This window comes from Flavobacterium sp. MMS24-S5, assembly GCF_050320125.1.
In the GTDB taxonomy this organism is placed as follows: Bacteria; Bacteroidota; Bacteroidia; order Flavobacteriales; family Flavobacteriaceae; genus Flavobacterium; species Flavobacterium tyrosinilyticum.
The window spans coordinates 191274-213644 of the sequence record NZ_CP190016.1; the positions used below are offsets into that span (position 1 = coordinate 191274).

Sequence of the window (22371 nt, forward strand, 5' to 3'; positions counted from 1 at the left end):
CGACTGATTTTGCCCATCTAACGAATTCAAACTATACTCAGCATATATCTTCAATAGCTTTACAATAGAATTAAAAACCAATACAATTAATCATCAAAAAGCTATTATTATGACTACCGAATTATTAAGTTTCAAATACGAACTAGAAAAAAAAGAACCACGTACTAATGACGGCGGTACAACAAGAGGAGCTTCTGTTAAAGATTTTCCAGCTTCTATTGGCATCGCAGGAGTTTCAATGCGACTACAGCCGGGAAGTATGCGCGAATTGCACTGGCACGCAAATGCAGCAGAATGGGCTTATGTTATTTCAGGAACGGTTCGCACCACGATTATTCATCCAAATGGCAAAAGCTACACTGATAATTTTGAACCAGGCGATGTTTGGTATTTTCCAAAAGGATACGGGCATTCAATCCAAGCAACAGGAACAGAAGAGTGCCATTTTATTTTAATCTTTGATAATGGTAATTTTTCCGAAGATCACACTTTCAGCGTTACCGATTTTGTATCCTGCATGCCACCAGAAATTGTTGCTCAAAACTTGGGAATTACTTTGGAAGAAGTGGCCGCATTACCTCAAAAAGAAGCCTATTTCGCAGCCGGAATTGTTCCTGACGAATTATCATTTACTGCCGCTTCACGACCTGAAGAATCAGACATAGAATTGACCAATTTACACCGTTATCCTCTGCATTCTCAACAACCTAGAATAATTCCCGGTGGCGGTTTGCAAAGATTGGTAACAAGCAAAGAATTCCCTATCAGTACCACAATGGCGGGATCTATTATAGAATTACAGCCAGGCGCTTTAAGAGAAATGCACTGGCATCCCAATGCTGATGAATGGCAGTATTATATTTCTGGTCAAGCCGAAATGTCTGTTTTCTTAGCAGAAAGCACAGTAGTTACCGAACAATTCAACGCTGGAGATGTCGGTTATGTGCCAATGGGTGCTGGACATTACATTAAAAACACTGGAAATACAGTTTGTAAAATCTTAATTGGTTTTAATAGTGGCACCTATCAATCTATTGATTTAAGCGAATGGCTTGCTGGAAACCCGAAAGATGTGGTGGTAACCAACTTTGGTTTGGAAGAAGGCGAAATAGAAAAATTTCCTAAAAGCAAACTGTTTATTCAACCGTAATCATAAGTATTGTGGATGTCCAAACACAGTTCATAGATTCGTCTGAACAAACTAGATCGCAGGAGAAACTTGCCATATTTTTAGCCTTTATTGCAGGCTTTCTTGATGCTGCCGGTTTCCTAAAATGGAAAGTATATGTCTCTTTTATAAGCGGAAACAGCACACAATTGGGAATCGCATTATCCAGTGGCAAAGTCAATGTACTTCTTTCGTCTTTAACGGTAATTGGCTGTTTTGTCTTCGGAATATATGCTGGAACCTGCATTTCGTTGTGGAGAGAATCCAAAATTCAGACCCTGCCATTTTATATCGTTTCAGGAATATTGATTGTCTATACAATGGCATCCAATTATTATACGATAAACAACGGATTGTCGATACCTATCATTCTTTTTTCAACTGGTGTTATGAATACCATTGTAACGTCTGTTGGAAGTCAAAAAATAAATACCGATTTCGTGACGGGAACATTGAATAGTCTGGCTAGAAATACAGCAATGTTAAGTCTTTCCCGAAATAAAAACAGTCGGAAGTTTTATAAACTCAATGCTATACGGCTTTTACTATTATGGATTGGCTTTTTGCTAGGGGCATCTGTCGTACCAATTATACTTCCGTTATTGAAAAATTGGACGCTTATTTTGCCTGCTGCATTACTACTTGCTTGTGCATTTTTGCTGCCTATTACTGACTTTAACCTTAAAAATAAATCTTATGCTGAAGAAAAATGACGTTGCGCCAGATTTTACCTTATTTGCAACACCCGATCAAAAAATCACTTTATCAGAATTTAAAGGAAAAAACGTGATTTTAGCTTTTTATCCTGCCGACTGGAGTCCAGTTTGCAGCGACCAAATGGCACTTTACAACGAAATGCAGAAATACTTCAAGAAATATGATGCTACAATTTTCGGTATTTCTGTAGATAGTAAATGGTGTCACATGGCCTTTTCTCAATCAAGAAATCTGCATTTTCCTTTATTGGCTGATTTCGAACCAAAAGGAGACACTTCAAAAAAATATGGCGTATACAATGAGAAAGAAGGCGAATGCAATCGAGCCCTTTTTGTAATTGACAAAGAAGGAATTATACAATGGAGTTATCTCTCGCCAATGGCTATCAACCCAGGAGCAGATGGAATTCTTGAAGCTTTAGAAAAACTATAAAAACCAATCAATTATGTCACTAAAACCAGCGGTCAGTAAAACTGATCATATACAAGGAAAAAAAGATGCTGATATAGTAATCGTAGAATACGGAGATTATCAATGTCCCTATTGCGGTGCTGCTTATCCAGTTCTTAAAGAAATGATGACGAAATACGGCAAACAGATAAAATTTATTTTTAGAAATTTTCCGTTATCAGAAATGCACCAATACGCCCGTCCTGCAGCAATTGTGGCAGAAGCCGCAGCATTGCAGGGAAAGTTCTGGGAAATGCATGATGCTATCTACGAAAACCAAAGGCTTCTAAACGAACCTTTTTTATTAGAATTAGTAGAAAAATTGGAGCTAGACCCACATCAATTCAATGTCGATATTAAAAAATCTGAACTTGCCACAAAAGTAGATTCCGATTTTGAAAGCGGCATTTTAAGCGGTGTAAATGGCACACCTTCTTTTTTTGTCAACGGTAGAAAATTTAACGCAGGTGCAGAAGATCTCTTGCAACTGATGAGTGAAATCGTGAAATAAATAGTTCGAAAATTAAATATAAAAATCGAATAGTATGCTCTCAATTAATGAATGAAAGTATATTTTTTGAACCAATTTTTAATTAAATTTACGTAACAACTTCAATTACAATATCATGGAAATAAATTATACGGAATTAGTTTCCATAAAACACGTAAGTGTCCAAAGAATAGAAAACAGCGGAACCTCATCGTTTTTAGATACGCTATCTGTTGAAGAACCTCTTGAAATCAGGCTTTCTTACGGTTCTAATTCAGAGAGAATCCAAAAGAACATTTCGGTTACCATGCGAACTCCGGGCAATGATATTGATCTTGCGATTGGTTTTCTGTTTACAGAAGGAATTATTACTTCTTTTGAAGATATTCAAGATGCTTTTGCAATAAAAATGAATTGCTTGTCACAAAAACAAAACATTGTTCAGGTCGATCTTAAAGAAGGTTTTACTCCAAATTTGATGCAGACAGATCGAAATTTCTACACGACTTCAAGTTGTGGCGTATGCGGAAAAAGTTCGATTCAATCTATAAAAACGGTAAGCCCATTTGGAAATTTGATGAGACCTCAAATCCAAATTCATGCATCTGTTTTTTATCAATTACCTGAAAAATTAAGAATTGCTCAAAGCGATTTTGAATCCACTGGCGGTCTTCATGCCTCAGGGCTTTTTAATGCTCAAGGCGATTTGATTCTTTTAACTGAAGATGTTGGAAGGCATAATGCATTAGACAAATTGATTGGAAGATCTCTTGCTTATCAATCACTGCCACTAAATGAACATATTTTGCTTCTAAGCGGAAGGGCAAGTTTTGAGCTAATCCAAAAAGCAGCAATGGCGGGAATTTCTATTATTGCTTCTATTGGCGCTCCATCCAGTTTGGCCGTAGAACTAGCAACAGAGTTTAATATTACACTTTTAGGATTTCTAAAAGAAAACCGATTGAATATATACAACTCATCAGAACAAACCGTAATCCTAACACAATAGCCATTAAACCATAATACAATGAAGAAAGATCCACAACAAAAAACAGATGATTTAACCCATAAATTACCTGAAGCAGAAAATCCGTACCAGCTTTCGAAACTTAAATTAACAAAAGTAGAAAAATGGGCTGCTGGCGTTCCTGCGGTTATGGCTGCGGTAAGCGATCTTATAGAAGATAAAACCATTCTAAGAGGCGGCAAGGCTTTGTTTAAAATGAATCAAATGGGCGGTTTTGACTGCTCCAGCTGCGCATGGCCAGATCCTGATGACGATAGATCTCCATTGGGCGAATATTGTGAAAATGGAGCAAAAGCCTTGGCTGAAGAAGCTACAACCAAAAAAGTTGATGCTGCTTTCTTTAAAGAAAACTCTGTTTACAGTCTTTCAAAATTAGACGATTATCAAATTGGAAAAATGGGAAGATTGACGGAACCGATGTATTTACCCGTTGGCGGTACACATTATGAGCCCATAAGTTGGAATGAAGCTTTTAAAAAAATTGCTTCCCATTTAAATGCGCTTGAATCTCCAAATGAAGCGGCCTTTTATACTTCGGGAAGAACCAGTAATGAAGCTTCCTTTCTTTATCAGCTTTTTGCAAAAGAATTCGGAACCAACAATATGCCAGATTGTTCCAATATGTGTCACGAAACCTCTGGAACGGCTTTGAAAACTACAATCGGAATTGGAAAAGGAACGGTTACTTTAGAAGATTTTTATGATACAGATGTGATTGTGATAATCGGACAAAATCCAGGAACGAATGCTCCGAGAATGCTGAGTGCTCTAGAAAAAGGCAAAAAAAATGGCGCAAAAATTATTGCGGTTAATCCGTTACCCGAAGCTGGCTTAATGGGATTCCACAATCCGCAGGCTATAAAAGGGATAATTGGATCAGGCGGAAAACTTACCGATCTTTTTCTTCCGATAAAAATAAATGGTGATATGGCACTTTTAAAAGCTATTGAACTTTTGCTAATTGAATTGGAAAAGAAAAACCCAGGTCAAGTTTTTGATCATGAATTTATCAAAGACAAAACAACTGGTTTTGAAAATTTTGAGAAGCAGTTTGAAAATTTAGACTTGGATCATCTTGCCTTTCTATCTGGAGTTCCAAAAGATTTAATTATAGAAGCGGCAGAAATACTGGCTTTCAAAAAAAGAATTATTGTTTGCTGGGGAATGGGACTTACCCAGCAGCCAAATGGTGTCGATATGATCCGAGAGATTGTCAATATTTTATTGATTAAAGGAAGTATTGGTAAACCCGGCGCAGGAGTCTGTCCCGTTCGCGGACACAGCAATGTGCAGGGAAACCGAACCATGCTTATTGATGAAAAACCTACAAATGAGCAATTAGATCGTCTTCAAAATTACTTTGGATTTAATCCGCCGAGAAATCACGGTTATGATGTGGTTGGAACGATAAAAGCGATTCATGAAGAGAAAGTAAAATTTATGTTCTGCATGGGCGGTAATTTTCTATCGGCGGCACCAGATACGACTTATACCGCAGAAGCATTTCGAAAACTGAAACTGCTGGTGTGTGTCTCGACAAAACTCAATAGAGGCCATTTGATTCACGGAAAAGAATCTCTTATTCTTCCTACGCTTTCCCGAAGTGATATGGATATCGTTAACGGAGAAGTGCAGATTATTAGTACAGAAAATTCTATGGGCGTGGTGCAGTCTTCAAAAGGCGTGCTTAAACCTATCTCGGATCAATTGATAAACGAAACTCAAATTGTCTGCCGAATGGCGATGGCGGTTCTTGGAGAAAAATCAGTTATCGACTGGAAGCGATACCACGACAGTTATGATGATGTGAGAGAAGCTATAGAAAATTGTATTCCCGGTTTTGAAAATTACAATAGTAGAGTTCGCGAAAAGGGCGGTTTTTATTTGCCTAATGCTCCTCGTCATGGTCAATTTACGGCTAAAGAATCTGCTGATCGTGCGGCATTTACTTTGACTGAAATTCCGGATAATGAATTGGAACCAGATGAATATATGATGGCCACAACTCGTACGCATGACCAGTTTAATACTACTATTTATGGTATGGATGACCGCTATAGGGGAATAAAAAATGAACGCCGTGTTATTTTCATGAATCAAAATGATATTGATAAAGCAGGATTTAAAGCGGGAGACAAAGTAGATCTCTTTAATTATAATGATGGCATTGAAAGAATTGCGCCTTTATTCCTTATTGTTTCTTATCAAATTCCAGAGCGAAATACAGTCACTTATTTTCCTGAAACCAATGTTTTGGTTTCTGTAAATAATGTGGTGAAAGAAAGTAATATGCCAGCTTCTAAATACGTGAAAATAAAAGTAAAAAAACACGATCCCGCCATCTACGAAAAGATAAAACACATATAATTCTTTTCAAATAAAAATAAGTTAGCGAAGACTTTTGAGGCATTTATTTAGATTAAAAATAGTAATAGCGCTGTTACAATTCATTACTTAATCTAGGTTAATCGACTACTCTACTCTTCCTCTATAAATTTGTCAAAGAAATCTAAGTCAAATAAAAAATGATAAAAACTTAGAATTTAACGACAATACCAAAATTAGGATACTCTTAATTTTATTAATCTTAAAACCAAAAAAATGAGCACAATTACAGTAAAAGACGGAACAGAAATTTATTATAAAGATTGGGGAACAGGACAACCTATCGTTTTTCACCACGGATGGCCTTTATCAGCAGACGACTGGGATGCGCAAATGATGTTCTTCTTAAAACAAGGATATAGAGTTATTGCTCATGACAGACGCGGACACGGTCGTTCTGGTCAAAGTTCTGAAGGCAACAATATGGAAACCTATGCTGCAGACGTAGCAGAATTAACCGCTGCACTTGACTTAAAAGATGCGATTCATATTGGCCACTCAACTGGCGGAGGCGAAGTAATTCGTTACGCAGCAAAATATGGAAAAGGCCGCGTTGCAAAAGCAGTTATCATTAGTGCCGTAACGCCAATTATGATACAAAATGAAGCCAATCCAGATGGTGTGCCATTATCAGTTTTTGATGAAATTAGAGAAGGAACTGGATCTAGCAGATCACAATACTTCTATGATTTCCCTATTCCATTTTATGGATGGAACCGTGAAGGAAAAACAGTTCAGGAAGGAATTAAACACAATTGGTGGCGTCAGGGAATGATGGGTTCTGTACTGGCTCATTATGAAGGCATTAAAGCTTTCTCTGAATCCGATTTTACTGAAGATTTGAAAAGTTTAGACATACCAGTCTTGGTACTTCACGGAGAAGATGATCAAATCGTTCCATATAATCAGGCTCCTAAAGCAGCAGCTCTTTTGAAAAATGGAAAATTAATTTCTTATCCTGGATTTCCTCATGGTATGCCAACAACAGAGGCAGAAACTATCAATAAAGATATTTTAGAGTTTATCAAAAAATAAGAATGCCAAGTAAAAACAAGAATAAAAGGCCATTAGATGTAATGTTTAATGGCTTTTTTATAGCACAAAAAGACATCGTTTGAGAAAACCTCATCATTACATGAATTACTCCTATTCAATGCAAGAAATCTAGCATTTTTACTTTAGAATAATATCGAGAACCCTTTAGTATATTTTATAAATAAATCGATTAAAAGTAGTATCGCGATCAGAACAATAAGAACTAGCAAATATATAATTGTCTGGGCTTTTCTATTAAATTCAAAAGTTTCAGGATTAATAAAATAATCCGCATAGACAGTCGGGGAAATCTTAATGTGCGGGCAAAATAAAACGACGCCCTGCAGAAAATGACCAATCAGCAGATATTTATTTTTAGGGATATAAGTCATCCCGTTATCAGCTCTGGAAAAATGAATGGGAATCTGCTTCCCGTTCTTAAATCCAAAAATATAGCTAGGCGAATATTTTGTTCCTATTTTTCTATCGATATCACTTACGTAAGCCTCGCTGCTCTTTTCCAGATCCTCATATAGAATGCTTTCGACATTGCCACTATACTGATGTTGGTGCATGCCATAACGATCTACAGAAATTGAAATGACCTTCTTCTGTTTCTGACGCTGGTAATTCTTAAATAAAATCCAGATCGCCCAAAGCAGTAGGGGAAAATATATAAGGTCAAAGATTAGCTCTCCTTGAGATAAAGGACTGTTATGCTCCAACTGCATACTCAAAGGTATTGCAATAAATAAAGAAAGCATTGCCAAGCACAATAATCCAAACATCAAATACATTAACAGAGTAGCTGAGATATGGCGTTCAGAAGATACTTTTGGAAAATTTTCTTTATTATAAATCATTTCGTAATAGTGTTAAAAAACTCAAAATCAAAAACTTTTAAAATTAAAACCAAACCATGCTTTTCTTATACTGCAAAAAAATTCACTTAAGATTTACAGCGTACTATTTTGGCAGTTTGAAACTGTTCGTAAATTACAATCCTCACGAAAATACAAAAAAAAATACCACACGATTTACATTTAACCGCATGGAATATTTCTCGTGTCAACTTTATCCCCTGCTCTCTTATGCAATGCAAAAAATGAAAAAAAATAGTAATCGATAAGATATTATATAACTCCACAGCAAAATTGTATAACTAAAAAGATTGCAGGTCACATTATTTTTGGCATATGCAATATATACAAAACGAAATGAATTACATTATGAAAAAAGCAACAGCAATCCTTCCGGTTGTTATATCAGTTTCTCAATCCGGCACACAATCTGACATGAATTTCACAAATACAGCAATTCAGCACAAACAAAATTCAAAGCTTTTAGGCGATTTATACCATAAAAGTGAAGATGAACCAGACTTTGACTGCGAGTTTTTGCATGCAACCCATGACCTAAACGAATACGAAAGCATAATTGATCCAGAATCTGACGATCAACTTTTGGATGAGTTTAATGATAATCAATGGGATGCAGATATCTACAATCCATATGTAGAATCAACCTATTATTAAACAGAAGGGGTAAAAATAAAAAACGACAGAATTATCGGTGGAGAAATCTATTTGCAATTACTGTGTACCATATTGGTATCAGTTTTTTTTCTATAAAACTCCGTTCAGCATCAGAATTGACTCCTATTATTTATGATCAGCTTTTAATTTTTATCTAGGATTTGTTCGATAATTATTTTTTGAATTTCTTCAGGCTTTTCCATAAGTACAGAATGTCCAGCATCTTCAAACAGGAATATTTTCTTCTTTGGCGCTTTGAGATGTTTAAAATAGTCTTCTGCAATGACATGATTAGTCTGGAAATCTTTCTTCCCGATGAAAAAATAAACCGGACAATTAATTTTTGGAAGTTCTTTTGGAAGATTTTGATTGACGGCCTTATTCCAAGTAGGTAACCATATTTCAGACCAGCTTTTAAGATACTCTTTCACGGCAGTAGTGTCTTTATCTGCTAATGGCTTACCATCGTAATTAAACATCCATTTTCTGGAATAATATAGCGATTCGTATTTTTCAAAAGGAATTTTAACTGTATTGAGCTCTTTTTCAGCTGTAAGATTTCCTTTTTCTTTTGCATCTGCTTTCAGTTTGCTAAGCAGTAATTGTTCACTTCTGCTCTGATTCACTACAGGACTAAAAGCGATATAAGCACTCAGTAGCTCAGGATGTTTTTCAGCCATTTTAAAACCAAGAACGGTTCCCCACGATTCCCCAACAAGATAGAGTTTCTTTTTATTGAATTTTTTCAAAAGAAGCTGTAGGAGTTCATAAGTATCATTTTCCATTAATTCCAATGTAATAGGTACAGACGATCGGTTTAAAGCAAGTGTCCTGCCCGTTTCCCTTTGGTCCCACTGCACAACCGTAAAGTGATTTTGAAGTTTGCCCGAGAAAACATCAGCTTGGTTCATTCTAGAACTGCCCTGACCGCCATGTAAAAATAAGATTAAAGGCAAATCATTATTTCCTTTATATGAGATTACCTGTTTTATTCTGCCGATTGATAGAGTATCATAATGGGTCTGTGCAAATGATCTGCCTAAAAACAGAACCAGAAGAATGAGTGCCAGATTTACTTTATTTTTCATTAGTTTACAATTGGATTATCTGAATAATTCTTTCCAACTAAAATAATGATTTTTAATATTTTAACACATTAAAATATTAAATTTAATCCTAGCAAAAATCTTTTTTCTCTTTTTCAAACCAAATTAATGCTACTTCCTACCCAATTTATTTAAAAAATTCTTTATCTGTAACTATACATAAATATGCAATTGTTTTTATTTAAAGTTAATTAAAACATAATTTAAAATTATTTCCTAAGCTGCTATTATTTAATAGAGTACATTTGACCAAATTAAATATTTAATATGCAAGAAGGTACAGTAAAATTTTTCAATGAGGAAAAAGGATTCGGATTTATAACTCCTAATGATGGAGGAAACGAAATTTTTGTCCATGCCTCAGGTCTATCGGAAAACATCCGTGAAAACGATTCAGTTCGATATGACATCCAAGAAGGCCGAAAAGGTGCCAAACGCAGTAAACGTAATCGTAGCATAATATATACTATAGTACAAGTTTATAAAGCACCTGTCCAAAAACAGGTGCTTTTTTATTTAAATGATTCCTAATCATTATTATATGATCCACAGGAATTTCATTTGTGATGGCAACTTTTTCGCTTAAAGACGTACTGGCAAACCTTTTTTTAAGCATACGACGAAGCTGCTATTCCGGAACGCTGCTGTTTTAATATCCTCTATAATTTCATCCACGCTTTTCTGATCCGTTGCCCAAGAAGTGATTAAACGTACTGCTGCCCTGCTCTCCTCAATCTCTTTCCAGACATAAAATGCAAACTTTTCATGTAGCGAAGAAATCACAGTTTTAGGCATAATCGGAAAAATCTGGTTGGTGGCAGATTCGGTTAAAAATTCATAATCGGCCTCTTTAATCGCTTCGGCAATCTGCGCAGCATACTTATTGGCTTTTTCTGCCAGAACAAAATACAAATCTTCCTTAAAGAGTTCATAGAACTGGATTCCTAACACCCTTCCTTTTGCCAGAAGCGCACCACGTTGTTTGAGAACATAGTCAAACTCACTGCACAGCTGTGAATTCTTAAATACAATAGCTTCGCCGACAAGAGTACCGTTTTTTGTCCCACCTATATAAAACACATCGGTAAGATTTGAAACAACAGATAAGGTAAGATCATTAGCTTCAGCAGTAAGCGCATGGCCGAGTCGGGCACCGTCCATAAAAAGAAATAAGTTAAGCTGTTTTTCCAACATTCTTCTGACAATGATCAAAAATATTTTCAAAAATAATATATTAGCTTTTCTTTTTTAATGACAATTAGTGATTCTAAAATAATTTAGATTCGATTGTAGCCGATGTAAAAATAGCAATTAAATAAAATCTTTCATAAATGGAAAAAACTTTTGAATTTACTGTTGAAAATTGTGATAGGAAAAGCACAAAAAAAATAATCGATGGAATTATTGAATACAATTTAAGTAAAGTTTCAGCAACTAATCATATTTACACTCCATTAGAATTTACAGTCAAAAATGAAAAAGGAACTGAGATTGGCGGAATATTAGCAGAACTTGGATATTGGAATGACCTTGAAATAAAAGTTTTGTGGGTAGAAGAAAGTTATAGAAAAAGAGGGATTGGAACTTTACTTTTACAATATGCTGAAAAAACAGCAAAAGAAAAAGGAGCCGAAATCTCAATGCTGGATACATTTGACTTTCAAGCAGAAAATTTCTATTTAAAAAACGGATATGAGCCAATTGGTGAAATTAAAGATTTTCCAAAAGGGCATCGAAGGATATATCTATCAAAAAAACTACACTGATAAAAACATGAAAACGAAAGTTTTTATTCTAAAATGCACAACAGAAAAGCTCTATTAATAACTAAGGTAAGCTCATTTATTCCTACAAATTTAATGAAATAATTTAAGTCTGAAAAAAGATAGATCGAACTTGAAATACAGCTGGATTTTAACCAAAGCCATTCATTAAACAGCTTTGGTTTAAAAATCCATATATCATTTTTTTTACATAACCTGTAAATCCAATAAAGGACTATTTCTTTAACAAATCCAATTTTTTCGTTTATGTCAGCTCTTAGTTTATCCTTTTTATAAGCCCCTTTTAAAGTTGTTTTTATTTTATTGTAATAGGGAACAAGTATCTTACTATTGTTATTGTTGCTTTGCTCCTTCTATTTGCCAATACAGAAATTCGCAATCCTTATTTCATAAGGGTTAGATAATCTCGAGGTAAAAATAAGGTACAAATTTTACAAAATAAAGTCTTACAAAAACATCATTTGTTTTGTGTCCAATAATTTGCCAAAATATTCATGTTTCAAGAGAACATTTAATCTTAGTAGTTGAAACAAATATAAAAAATAAGCGTTAGCTTAATAAGACATTTATAAAAAATCTCAAATATTTAATGTAAAGCGTCGATTCCGTCGAAAAATTAACTAATAAAATTATAGAATTTAAAAGAGTTTGTTTAAAAAAAATAAAGCCTGAAAAATTCAGGCTTTAGATTAATTATATTTAAATTATGACATCATAATTTAATTAAAAATTGGGGAATGATCCTTCTCTGCGATTGGGCTCAAACCTTTTTTCCCAGCTGAAGAACTAAATATCTTACCCTCTGATTTCTTTACATCTCCAAAATACTGCATACTAAAAGAAACATTATTCTGAGTTGCCGCAATTACGCCGTCTTTATAAATGCTTGCAGTACCTTTCCCGGCAAAACTAACTTTATATTTTTCTCCATTTTCGGTAACTTTAAAAGTTCCCTCAGTTGGCCGAATGCTAGTGCCGTCTGTAATCGACAGAGCACCTTTTTCCGCATTGATATTTTTCCCCAATAAAGATTGTCCCCATTTTGTAAAAGTATAAGCTGTTGCTTCAGAAAAACCTCCATAACTATAATCTCCTTTTGCTAAATTATTTTGAAGAGAAGAAAACAATTCGAAGTAAACTACTGCTCCATCCTCAGCAGCAGAAATAGACTTAGATCGCAACGAAAAATCAATATTATAGGCATTTCCGCGAATACCAAAATTCTCCAGATAGCCTTGCGATAATTCTACCGTCTGACTCCCAATTTTTAGAAATCCTTTGTTTGCATTAGTATCTTGGCCACTTTCACTCTCACCTGAACACGAAGACAGTATCATTATACAAGCCAAGACTAATAATTTTATATTATTATTCATATCTATGATGATTTTAATTTTAAAAAACTCTGCTTTTGTTATTCGGGATGAGCATTAAAATTCATCCCGAATCATAAACTTATTTAACAATAATTCTAGCTGTCTGTCCCGTCTTAAGACTTTTAATGAAATAACTGCCAGAAGCCAAATCAGAAACCGATATCTCTGTTTCAGCGCCAATTGCATCAACTTTTTTAACCAAAAGTCCGTTCATACTGAAAATAACCAATTGATCAAATTCTGCACTAGATTTTAAGGTCAATTTTCCTGAAGCTACCGTTGGAAAAACTAAAAACTCTCCAAGTTTTTTCCAGCGTCCGTAAAGCGTAATATTATCTTTCTGCGTAATGCTAAAACCTGTTATTTCTTTTCCGTACAAAGCATCTGCATACCATCCTAAAAAACGATAACCCGAACATTGTGCTTCTTCTAATGTAAAAGCAATGCCTGTTTGCAAAGTCGTTTTATTTGGGTTAACTGCTCCTGCAGGTAAATTCAAGTACGAAATGCTATAAAAAGTAGGCGGTTCATCCTGTTTATTATTTCCGTCTACTCCCCAAAAGGCATAAAAGGTCTGATTTCCTGTTGTAGTGCTGGCAATTTCTTTTATAGTATTAGGGGCTGTTGGTGAAACCGACCATCCGTAAAAAGTATAATCTTTTAAGGCTGGTACTGGTAATGCTAATACTGTACCTTCTGTATATTCTATCGGATTTAAACCAGAAATAGCATGTCCATCAATTGAATTTAAATAAGAAACACCCGATTTAACAATTGGTTTTGGATCTGGTTTGTTGTTTCCTCCTTCTCCCCAAAAAGCATAAAAGACTTGATTTCCTGTAGTAGTTGCCGCAATCGTTTTTAATAATCCAGGCGTTGTTGCTGTTGCAGACCATCCAAAGAAAGTATAGCCTTCTAATTTTGGAATTTTTAAGTTTGTAACCGCACCTTCCATGTATTCGGCAGGATCCAGTATAATGGCTTTTCCGTCAATAGAATTAAAATAGCTTATTTTAGAAAACTTAGCATCTGCTTTTAGCCATCTTGGATCTCCCAAAACATTTCCTTCTAACGATGCCTTGGCTAATGGAGAATTTTTAGAAAAGCTAAAATTACCTTGCACTGGATTTGGGTATGCTAGTGCCACCATCCCTAAACCTAATAATGTCTTAATATTAGACTCTCCCACAGTAACCGCTCCTTTCACTATCTGAGAAGAAACGCCAACAAGAAGATTATTGTCTAAAACCAGTTTTCCTGCTCCTGCAGCATTATTAGAATTAAATAAATAAAGCGGTTTTGCATTCTCTCGCTCGTCTTGGATAATGTTATTTTTGAAAGAATAAACAGAGGCACTATTATACTGATTGTCTACAAACACAAATCCATTTCCGTTTTGATTGCCTGAATTGTAAATCGTATTGCTTTCAAAAGCGATGTTTAGTGTTTGAGTTGCAGCATTTTTATTTTGAAGAACTAAAAAGCTATTTGCCTTCTCGAAATTGAAAATAGTCGAATTTTTAACCGAAATCGAATTTACAATGCGAGAATCCGGCTGAATAAAACTTCCTCCTGCTGCTGCACTTCCGTCAACAATGCAATTTTCTATAACAATTTTAGAAATCACATTCTCTGAAACTCCATCGGTAACTAATAAACTTTGTTTAATTCCTTTGATAGTCGAATTTTTAATTTCAAAACTTGACACACTTGCCCCTTTTTTCAATTGAAGCAAACTTGCACCAGCATTCGTTAAATCAAAATCAACACCATCAAAACTGAAGCTTCCTGAAACAATTTCTGGGTTTTCTGAAGCGAAAGATGCTGTGAAAACAGGTTTTGCATTGGCATCCGGAATAAATGTATATTTATGGTTTTTAACAGCAAGATTAGCTGAAGCTGTATAAGTACCGCTTGCCATTATGAATTTTGATCCGTTTTCAGCAGCATTGTATTTTTCAACAAAATTCTGAGGGTTTACATAAACATCTAAACTCCCGTTTTGGTTCTCTGTAATATGATTTACAAGACTGTTGATGTAAACCTCAACGTTGGTATACTTGCCGTCAATCGTTTTTAAATTGCCATCTGCTGAACTGGCAGGATTTAATCCTTTTTCTGTTTCCCATTTATCAGGCATACCGTCACCGTCTGTATCTGTTGGAGCTTCTCCAGAAGGTAATACTGGCCACCCTCCAGCTGCTGAAGGCGTATCGATATAACCGTTTGTACTTCCATTTCCACCATTCATAATACTTGCCGTACCAGAACGAGTATCCTCTACTGCTCTTTTATCTACAGTATCTCTGTATAAATTGGCACCTGCATTTTCTAGAACCAATTCATACGCTTTTGTAGCGCTATGAGTTGTGATTTCTCCAAAAGCATGAGGTACGCTAATTTTGATTGAAGCTTTATCTGCATCGCTCACAGGAAGCTGGCTGCCATGAAATTGGCTATAAACTCCGTATGTCCAGTTATCTTGAGTGGCTCTTTCTGATCCAACAACATAATTTCCGTCAACAAAATATTTTCCCCAAATTCCGTATAAAGGCGAAGTAGTGTCCAAACTTCTTCCTGTTGACAGGATACGTTCTTTAGTCGAATTTGAAGTCCCAGGTGCTGGTTTCCAATAATTATTTACCAAATTCACATTCATGGCATCTCCGCCATAACAGCTGTTTCCGCCCCAATTATAAATAATGTTGTTACGAATGTCAACCAAATCTGTTTTTGCAAAAATATCATTTGCATATTCTCCCAACCTTGGATTACGACTATCATGATTCGCTAACAGATTATGATGGAAAGAAGCGTTTCTACCACCCCAAACACCGCCATATCCGTGGGCTCCTTTTGCGTGAACAGAATTCCTAAGGCTTTCAGAAATGATACACCATTGCAGCGTAAAGTTCTCATTTTGATAAAAAGAAACACATTCGTCTGTTGACCAGCTCATAGAGCAGTGATCTACAATGATATTTTTTTGAAAACGTCCTCCTAAAGCATCGTTCTCCACATCATGAGTATCTCCCATTCTAAAGCGCAAATAGCGCAGAATAATGTTATTTCCTCTTACTTTAACATTATAATCTTTTAAAGTTATACCGCCTCCTGGAGCTGTTTGTCCTGCAATTGTAATATTATCAGTAATATTTAATTCGCTTTTTAATTCAATATTTCCCGAAACTTTAAAAACAACAATTCTATGACCAGCCTGACCAATCGCATCACGAAGCGAGCCCGCTCCAGAATCGTTTAGATTTGTTACATAAATTACTTTTCCGCCACGGCCTCCTGTTACATATTTTCCATAACCTTCGGCTCCTGGAAATGCAGGAATGCTTTCAGTCCCTCCTCCTGTTACTTCTTTTTTAACTTCAATCTTTCCTTCTCCGTTAAAGAATTCAGGATTTGTCGTTTTATCGTAAGTTCCTTCTTTAAAATCTACTCCATTAATAGTAAGTTTTTGAACATTTAAAACAATATTTAATGACGCTTTACCATTTTCTGTGATATTTAAATTTAAAGTGGAACCAGCTGCACGTTCATGGCTGAAAATAACATAATTATCCTGACCTATTTTAATAGTCCCAGAACCAAAAGCATTTGCAGAAGCGCCTTCAATTACCGTTGGATAATTTAATGCTGGGAATTTTGTGCTTTTCTGTGTAAGATCCCAAGTACCGATAAATTCGCTGTTATCACCTTTAAGAAGCAGAGTTCCTGTATTGGCATTAACACCTTGACCGATATTTAAAGGCGAAATGGTTCCGTTTCCTGATACGGGACCGCTTAAAGTCATTATGGTTTGATTGGCAATACCCGAAATCATTTCGAATTTCACATTTCCAGAAATGACCATCGGCGCTTCTAAAGCCATGCCTGCACCACTTGTATTATAATATACTCTCGTTCCTTCTTTAAAAGTCAATACACCTGTAGCTTTATGAGCACCTCTCAAGCGAAGCGTTCCTGCATCAGATAAAGTCATATCGGCAGGAAAAACTGTTGCGGTTGTTTCGATTTCTTTGGTGCAAGAAACGGTTTTACCTGCAACTGGCATTACAGCTGGATTATAATTTCCTGCATTGTCCCAACTTTTATTTACTGCCGCAGTAAATTCGTAATCAAAATTTGAAGGTGGTATAACTTCATTTGGCTTATTATTCCCTCCAGATCCCCAGAAAGCATATAAAGTTTGATTTCCTGTTGCTGTAGTAGCAATTTCATTTAATGTATTTGCTGTGGTGCCAGAAGACGACCATCCATAAAACGTATATCCTACTAAAGTTGGAGTTGGCAATTTTGCTATTGTACCCTCAGTATATTCTATCGGAGTTAAACCTGATAAAGGAGTTCCATCAATTGAATTTAAATAAGTAATTGAAGATTTAGTCGCTCCTCCATTAATAGCCATACTAATACTACTCAAATCGCTTAATCCACCGTATTCATTTGCTGCTTGAACAGTATATGTATAAGTTCCCGCAACCGCTGAAGGATCTGCAAAAGTAGCTTCTGTTGTAATGCCTAAAACTTTACCCTCTTTGCTAATCACATAACATATTGCATACGGATTTTCATCCCATTTTAAAGTATTAGCTGCAGATACCACAAGATTTGAAGGTTTTGTAATTTGCTCAACCACTCTGCGCGGATCCCATTTGTCTGTTCCGCTTAATACATTATCTATCGTAAATTCATCAGCTTGCGCTTTGGTCAAAACTGGATTATAATTTCCTGTCTGGGCAACGCCGTTTACTGTAAATATATTAGTTCTGTTATCGGTATTTACTGCTACGCCATTTCCATTTACGCTATTGTATTCGGCAAAAAGTGCTGGTACAGTTCCCATACTTGCCCAACCGGCTGTATTAGGTTCAGTCATCATTTTGGTGTTAAGATAAACAGCTCTTGGTGCATTTTGCCAAGGACGCCCTAAATAATAACTTGTCGAAGCAGTAATGGTATTGTTATTAAAGATATAACCGTATTGAGTAGCCGTATCATGATTTGGCGCTACGATATAACCTGCAGCAACAGAAACCAGCTTGCACTCTTCAAACCAATGCGTTCCGCCGCCACAGATAAAATCAACATCTCCTTCGATCGTAGATTTATAGTAAAAACTTCTTTTTCCTCCGGTTACTTGCGTGTCTTGCTTGCTTCTAAGGCGAACTCCATTATAAACATTTCGATCTCCGGCAGGGTTTAATGCAGGTCTTTGTCCAGAAGTTGTAATTCCGTCTTTGTGTTCGATGGTTACATTTTCCATATACAAATCATTTGCTTCAATAGAGAGAACAGCATTTTTAATTCCCCATCCTGGATTTCCCTGCAGAATGACTTTGTCTTTAGATTGTGCAACCAGCGAAACGTTATTCTTTCCTGATGGAAGCTTTAAAACCACATCCTGCGGATTTGTTCCGTCTCCACCCAAATTATAAGTCCCGTTGGCAATCAGCACCAAAAATCTGGATGCCGAATTATTAGGTGCAGCATTAAAAGCTTCTGCAATTGTCTTTACATATTTTCCTGAGGCAATTTGATCTACTGTAGCATCTGCATCTACAATTAGATCAAATTTACGTTTGGCAGGAATGGGCTTTTCCATTGTTTTAAATGACAAAGCAACAGCTGAACCGTCATTTCCAGAAAGGTCTTTTACAAATCCAGCTGGAATCGTAAAAGTATATTGCTTGTTATATTCCAATCCGAAATAGCTAAACTTTACTGTTTTGTTTACAAACTCGGCATTTAAATTTTTACCATTTAAAACTGCATTTCCTGTTCCTGATTGAACCTGTTCATTATAGTTTAAAATAATGCTTCCATTTGCCGCCACAGAACCTGCTGATTCTGTTGGAAATGAAGATTCTAAAACTGGCGCAACAGCATCGCTAACCAAAACCTCATCGGCTTTAATCATTAAATTGGACAGAATTGTAGCTGTAACATCAATTGCAGATCCGTGTTTTGGTCCGTTTATATTTGGAATCCATCTTAAATAGATCTTTTCCTTTCCTTCGGCTTCGGCAGGAAGAACTCCGCCAATATTGGTAATCGTTCCAGTATTGATTGTCGTTAGAGCCGAAACATTCACAAAATTTACTCCGTCTAATGAATACTGGAATGTCCACTCATCACACCCATAATAATAACCCAAAAAACCCGAAGCAACATTTATGTTTTTATAACCCACCGTTGAAAGTGTTGTCATAAAATAATAAAAATTCCCTCTGTCATTATTCCAGACGCAAAATCCGTTCTTTCCTCCTCTATTTTGGAGTCTTACATTCGGTGCAAAAACATTGTCTGCCATATTATAGGCAAATAGTTGTGGTCTATTTTCTACCTTAGAATACAATTCGGCCACTCTCGGATTTGCATATTGATCATTTTTAAACGTCCATCCCGCAATAAAAGTCTGATTGGCATACGTTCCTGTAACTGTTTTATTTTCATTCATCACTACAGAAGTACTTAATGAAGTGGAACCATCAGCCCAATTGCTGAATTTTATAATATCGTTCTCCACTGCCGTAATCGTAACATTGGTTCCAATTTCATAAACCGAAAATACACCATCTTTTCCTGCGGGAGAAACCGTATAGTCGCCTAAACCAAAAGCTCCGTTTGTATTTACGCTTAAAGTATATGTTGGTACAGCATCATACTGCGCGACTAAAGTCATGTCTTCATTTAGAGTATATGTTAACGGATTGGTTGTTGAAATAACAGCTCCTTTATCATCTACCCATTGCTTGAAATTGTAGCCAAAATTTTTATTGGCAGTCAATTTTATTTCGGTTCCTTTTGCAAATGTAGTTCCAGCAGGATTAAGTGTAACAGTTCCAGATGAGGCCGGATTGACATCTACAGTCAATTTGTGCGTCACAGCATTTGGGTTGTCGGTTACTTTTTCGAAATAATCTACATTAAACAAATATCCTGTTCCAGGTCCAAGAAAAACAAGATACAGATCGAATGAACCATTCGTTGGCGTAATGGCTGCCGAAAACTTCTTGTAATCGGTAAAGCTTGTACTTCCTGATATCGTTGCAGAACCAATCAAGGTTCCTGTTGCAGAACCCAATCTAAATTCTATAGTTCCGCCAGTTGCTCCCGCCGCCGCAATATCAAAACGAGTAACAAATTCCGTAAAATTAACTGCATTAAATTTAATCCAGGTATTGTTTTTAATATACCCTACGTTTCCGCCTCCCGAGCGAGCGGCATTGGTTTCTGCCCTTGCTCCCGAAGCCTGGTTAAATGTTTCAGCTTCAATCTTCTCAATGGTTTGAGAAAACCCCATTACTGTAAACAGTACGAGGAATAGATGAATAAAAAATTGTTTTTTCATTTGGTTTAAATATGGTTTTAGTTAGTAATAGTTTTCAAAAGAGTTTTTTCTGGTATCTCAAACCCTTCTGACGGTTTAAATAAAATATTAGTTTAATTCTTTCATTCCTTCAAAAACTAATCTTGCCACTTCTTCAGCTCCTTTAGTTTGAAAATGTGTGTTATCTTTTTGTCCTTCCGGATAAGCTTCGTATATACCTCCTTTGAAATTCATAAAATAATTTTCACTCACATACGGCTGTCCTTTTTTGGTAAAAAAATCGATTGATTTTTGGTTTAAATCAATGCATGGCACATCTAATTCTTTGGCTATATCTTTTACTGCCTGCGGATATAAACCATGAATATTCTGCAGTTTTCCGTCTTTCCACGGAAAATTTCTCGCTACAGGCGTAATCAAAATCGGTTTTGCTCCTTTTGCTCTTGTCTGCTCTACAAAAAGCCTTAGAAATTCCTTATAACCTTCAATATTTACATATCGTTCAGGCTTATCTTCGGCGGCATCATTATGGCCGAACTGCATTAAAACTAAATCGCCTTTTTTTAGATTTTCGTAAACCAGACGCCATCTACCTTCCTGAAAGAAAGTCCTAGTGCTTCGTCCACCTCTGGCTCTATCATCTACAAAAGCGCTGTCAGTTTTAATAAGCTTATCGATTTTCTTTAGACTGTCTTTTACTAAAAACTGCTGAAAAACCTGTCCCCAGCCTGTAACAGGATATCGCGTTTTCTTATAGTCTTTCCCTTCTTCATAATTGTTAGCATAATCAGCTACAGTAGAATCTCCTATCAAATAGACCGTAGTTTTGGGCTTGGGTTTTATAAAAGACATTACTGCAAATGCTAAAGCCATACAGAGAATTGAAATAATGAATCTTGATTTCATAATTCTTTATTTTTTAAAAACATTAGTTAAAAATTGATCTATATATTGAATTGTTGGTTCAAACCAAGGATTGAAAAGACAAAAGACATGCGGTGAGTCTTCAAATTCGTGAACCTCCGAATAGATTCCGTTTTCTGTCAAAACTTTTCTGAAATCATCTCTTCCAGCATGCATTCTAGGAATCGAACTATTAATAAATAAAGTGGGCGGAGTTGAAGAATTTACATAAGATAATGGAGAAGCGGCTTCCCATAATTTCGGATTGTCTTTTCTAGAATAGCCAAACCAATAAGTTCCTGCAGAAATATTTTTAGTATCATTTCCTTCACTGCTTTCAGGATGGATAAAAGATAGTGTTCCGTCAATATCAATTATAGCGTTGACTTGAGATTTTGAGCTTGAATTTGTCACTTCTCCCTCAAACAGAGGCATATTGCCTGTTACTCCCATAAAAGCTGCCAGTTCTCCACCAGCTGAAAATCCAAGGGAAACAATTTGATTTGGATTAACATTATACTTATCAGCATTTTCTCTTACCCAGCGAATCGAAGCTTTAATATCGTAAACTGCTGCTGGAAAAAGCGCTTCTGTAGAGAGTCTGTACTCTGGCGTAAAACAGACATAACCTAGGCTTGCCAATTTCTGCGCCATCTGATGATGCTGTTCTCGGCTTCCAGATCGCCATCCTCCACCATGAATCAGTATAATTGCAGTCTGTTTTTCTTTTTTATTTTTATCGAAGAAAACATCCAGTTTCATTTTCCGTTTTCCGTAAATGCAATATACAATGTCGTTTTTCTGCACAAGAGCGTCAAAATGCATTTCGGAAACAAGAGAAATATTAGGAAAGTATTTCAATGTTTTTTTGAATGCGCTTCTATTATTGAAAGAAGTGTCTCTAACCTGAGTCAATCCTTGCAAATATTGCGCGTTCATCTTTTGAAGAAATAAGATCCAGACCCAAATAAATACTGCTTTTAATTTTCTGTTTTGAAACTTCATTCTTTATTTATTTAATCGATTATAACTTCTGAAAGATGCTTTTAA

At 35.8% G+C, this 22371-nt stretch carries 16 protein-coding genes and 1 pseudogene; 10 read left to right on the forward strand and 7 right to left on the reverse strand.

What is annotated here, in order from left to right; genetic code table 11:
- The first annotated feature begins 109 nt into the window (after positions 1-109).
- The 7 genes from ACPWTF_RS00900 (at position 110) to ACPWTF_RS00930 (ending at position 7272) form a co-directional block, all read left to right on the forward strand.
- A complete protein-coding gene (locus ACPWTF_RS00900; RefSeq protein ID WP_208110891.1) occupies positions 110-1150 on the forward strand; it encodes a cupin domain-containing protein in 1041 nt (346 codons plus the stop codon).
- 11 nt (positions 1151-1161) lie between these two features.
- Complete coding sequence (locus ACPWTF_RS00905) at positions 1162-1881, forward strand: YoaK family protein (protein ID WP_427874004.1); 720 nt, start codon at positions 1162-1164, stop codon at positions 1879-1881.
- Positions 1865-2317: a redoxin domain-containing protein gene (locus ACPWTF_RS00910; protein ID WP_426485277.1), complete on the forward strand. Its 453-nt coding sequence runs from the start codon at positions 1865-1867 to the stop codon at positions 2315-2317. Before ACPWTF_RS00905 ends, ACPWTF_RS00910 begins: the two co-directional genes overlap by 17 nt.
- A gap of 13 nt (positions 2318-2330) precedes the next feature.
- Positions 2331-2846, forward strand: coding sequence for a DsbA family protein (locus tag ACPWTF_RS00915; protein ID WP_427874005.1), 516 nt, complete (start codon positions 2331-2333; stop codon positions 2844-2846).
- A 115-nt stretch (positions 2847-2961) separates the two neighbouring features.
- Entirely contained in the window at positions 2962-3834 is an 873-nt protein-coding gene (gene fdhD, locus ACPWTF_RS00920; RefSeq protein WP_427874006.1) for a formate dehydrogenase accessory sulfurtransferase FdhD, read from the forward strand.
- A gap of 18 nt (positions 3835-3852) precedes the next feature.
- Positions 3853-6219, forward strand: coding sequence for an FdhF/YdeP family oxidoreductase (locus tag ACPWTF_RS00925; protein ID WP_427874007.1), 2367 nt, complete (start codon positions 3853-3855; stop codon positions 6217-6219).
- Between the two features lie 234 nt (positions 6220-6453).
- Complete coding sequence (locus ACPWTF_RS00930) at positions 6454-7272, forward strand: alpha/beta fold hydrolase (RefSeq protein ID WP_427874008.1); 819 nt, start codon at positions 6454-6456, stop codon at positions 7270-7272.
- A gap of 143 nt (positions 7273-7415) precedes the next feature.
- On the opposite strand, the gene ACPWTF_RS00935 is transcribed toward ACPWTF_RS00930, so the two are convergent.
- On the reverse strand, positions 7416-8135 hold the full coding sequence (locus ACPWTF_RS00935) for a hypothetical protein (protein WP_427874009.1): 720 nt from the start codon (positions 8133-8135) through the stop codon (positions 7416-7418).
- A 366-nt stretch (positions 8136-8501) separates the two neighbouring features.
- On the opposite strand from ACPWTF_RS00935, the gene ACPWTF_RS00940 reads away from it, so the two are divergent.
- Complete coding sequence (locus ACPWTF_RS00940) at positions 8502-8807, forward strand: hypothetical protein (RefSeq protein WP_427874010.1); 306 nt, start codon at positions 8502-8504, stop codon at positions 8805-8807.
- Positions 8808-8950: 143 nt separating this feature from the next.
- Here ACPWTF_RS00940 and ACPWTF_RS00945 read toward each other — a convergent pair whose 3' ends face one another.
- Entirely contained in the window at positions 8951-9895 is a 945-nt protein-coding gene (locus tag ACPWTF_RS00945) for an alpha/beta fold hydrolase (RefSeq protein WP_427874011.1), read from the reverse strand.
- Between the two features lie 285 nt (positions 9896-10180).
- Here ACPWTF_RS00945 and ACPWTF_RS00950 point away from each other — a divergent pair.
- Positions 10181-10373 (forward strand): annotated as a pseudogene (locus ACPWTF_RS00950) (cold-shock protein).
- A 122-nt stretch (positions 10374-10495) separates the two neighbouring features.
- Here the strand turns inward: ACPWTF_RS00950 and ACPWTF_RS00955 are convergent.
- Positions 10496-11137 carry a threonine aldolase family protein gene (locus tag ACPWTF_RS00955; RefSeq protein ID WP_427874012.1) on the reverse strand — a complete coding sequence of 214 codons (642 nt, stop codon included), beginning with the start codon at positions 11135-11137 and terminating at the stop codon, positions 10496-10498.
- 107 nt (positions 11138-11244) lie between these two features.
- Here ACPWTF_RS00955 and ACPWTF_RS00960 point away from each other — a divergent pair, with 107 nt between their 5' ends.
- Positions 11245-11679 (forward strand): GNAT family N-acetyltransferase, encoded by a 435-nt coding sequence (locus ACPWTF_RS00960; RefSeq protein WP_427874013.1) that lies wholly within the window; start codon positions 11245-11247, stop codon positions 11677-11679.
- A 737-nt stretch (positions 11680-12416) separates the two neighbouring features.
- Here the strand turns inward: ACPWTF_RS00960 and ACPWTF_RS00965 are convergent.
- The 4 genes from ACPWTF_RS00965 to ACPWTF_RS00980 all read right to left on the reverse strand — a co-directional run bounded on the left by ACPWTF_RS00965 (position 12417) and on the right by ACPWTF_RS00980 (position 22326).
- Positions 12417-13073, reverse strand: a complete 657-nt coding sequence (locus ACPWTF_RS00965) for a hypothetical protein (RefSeq protein ID WP_427874014.1) — start codon at positions 13071-13073, stop codon at positions 12417-12419.
- Between the two features lie 79 nt (positions 13074-13152).
- Positions 13153-20439, reverse strand: coding sequence for a pectinesterase family protein (locus ACPWTF_RS00970; protein ID WP_427874015.1), 7287 nt, complete (start codon positions 20437-20439; stop codon positions 13153-13155).
- 87 nt (positions 20440-20526) lie between these two features.
- Entirely contained in the window at positions 20527-21324 is a 798-nt protein-coding gene (locus tag ACPWTF_RS00975) for a rhamnogalacturonan acetylesterase (protein WP_427874016.1), read from the reverse strand.
- Between the two features lie 6 nt (positions 21325-21330).
- A complete protein-coding gene (locus ACPWTF_RS00980) occupies positions 21331-22326 on the reverse strand; it encodes an alpha/beta hydrolase fold domain-containing protein (protein ID WP_427874017.1) in 996 nt (331 codons plus the stop codon).
- Positions 22327-22371 lie beyond the last annotated feature (45 nt).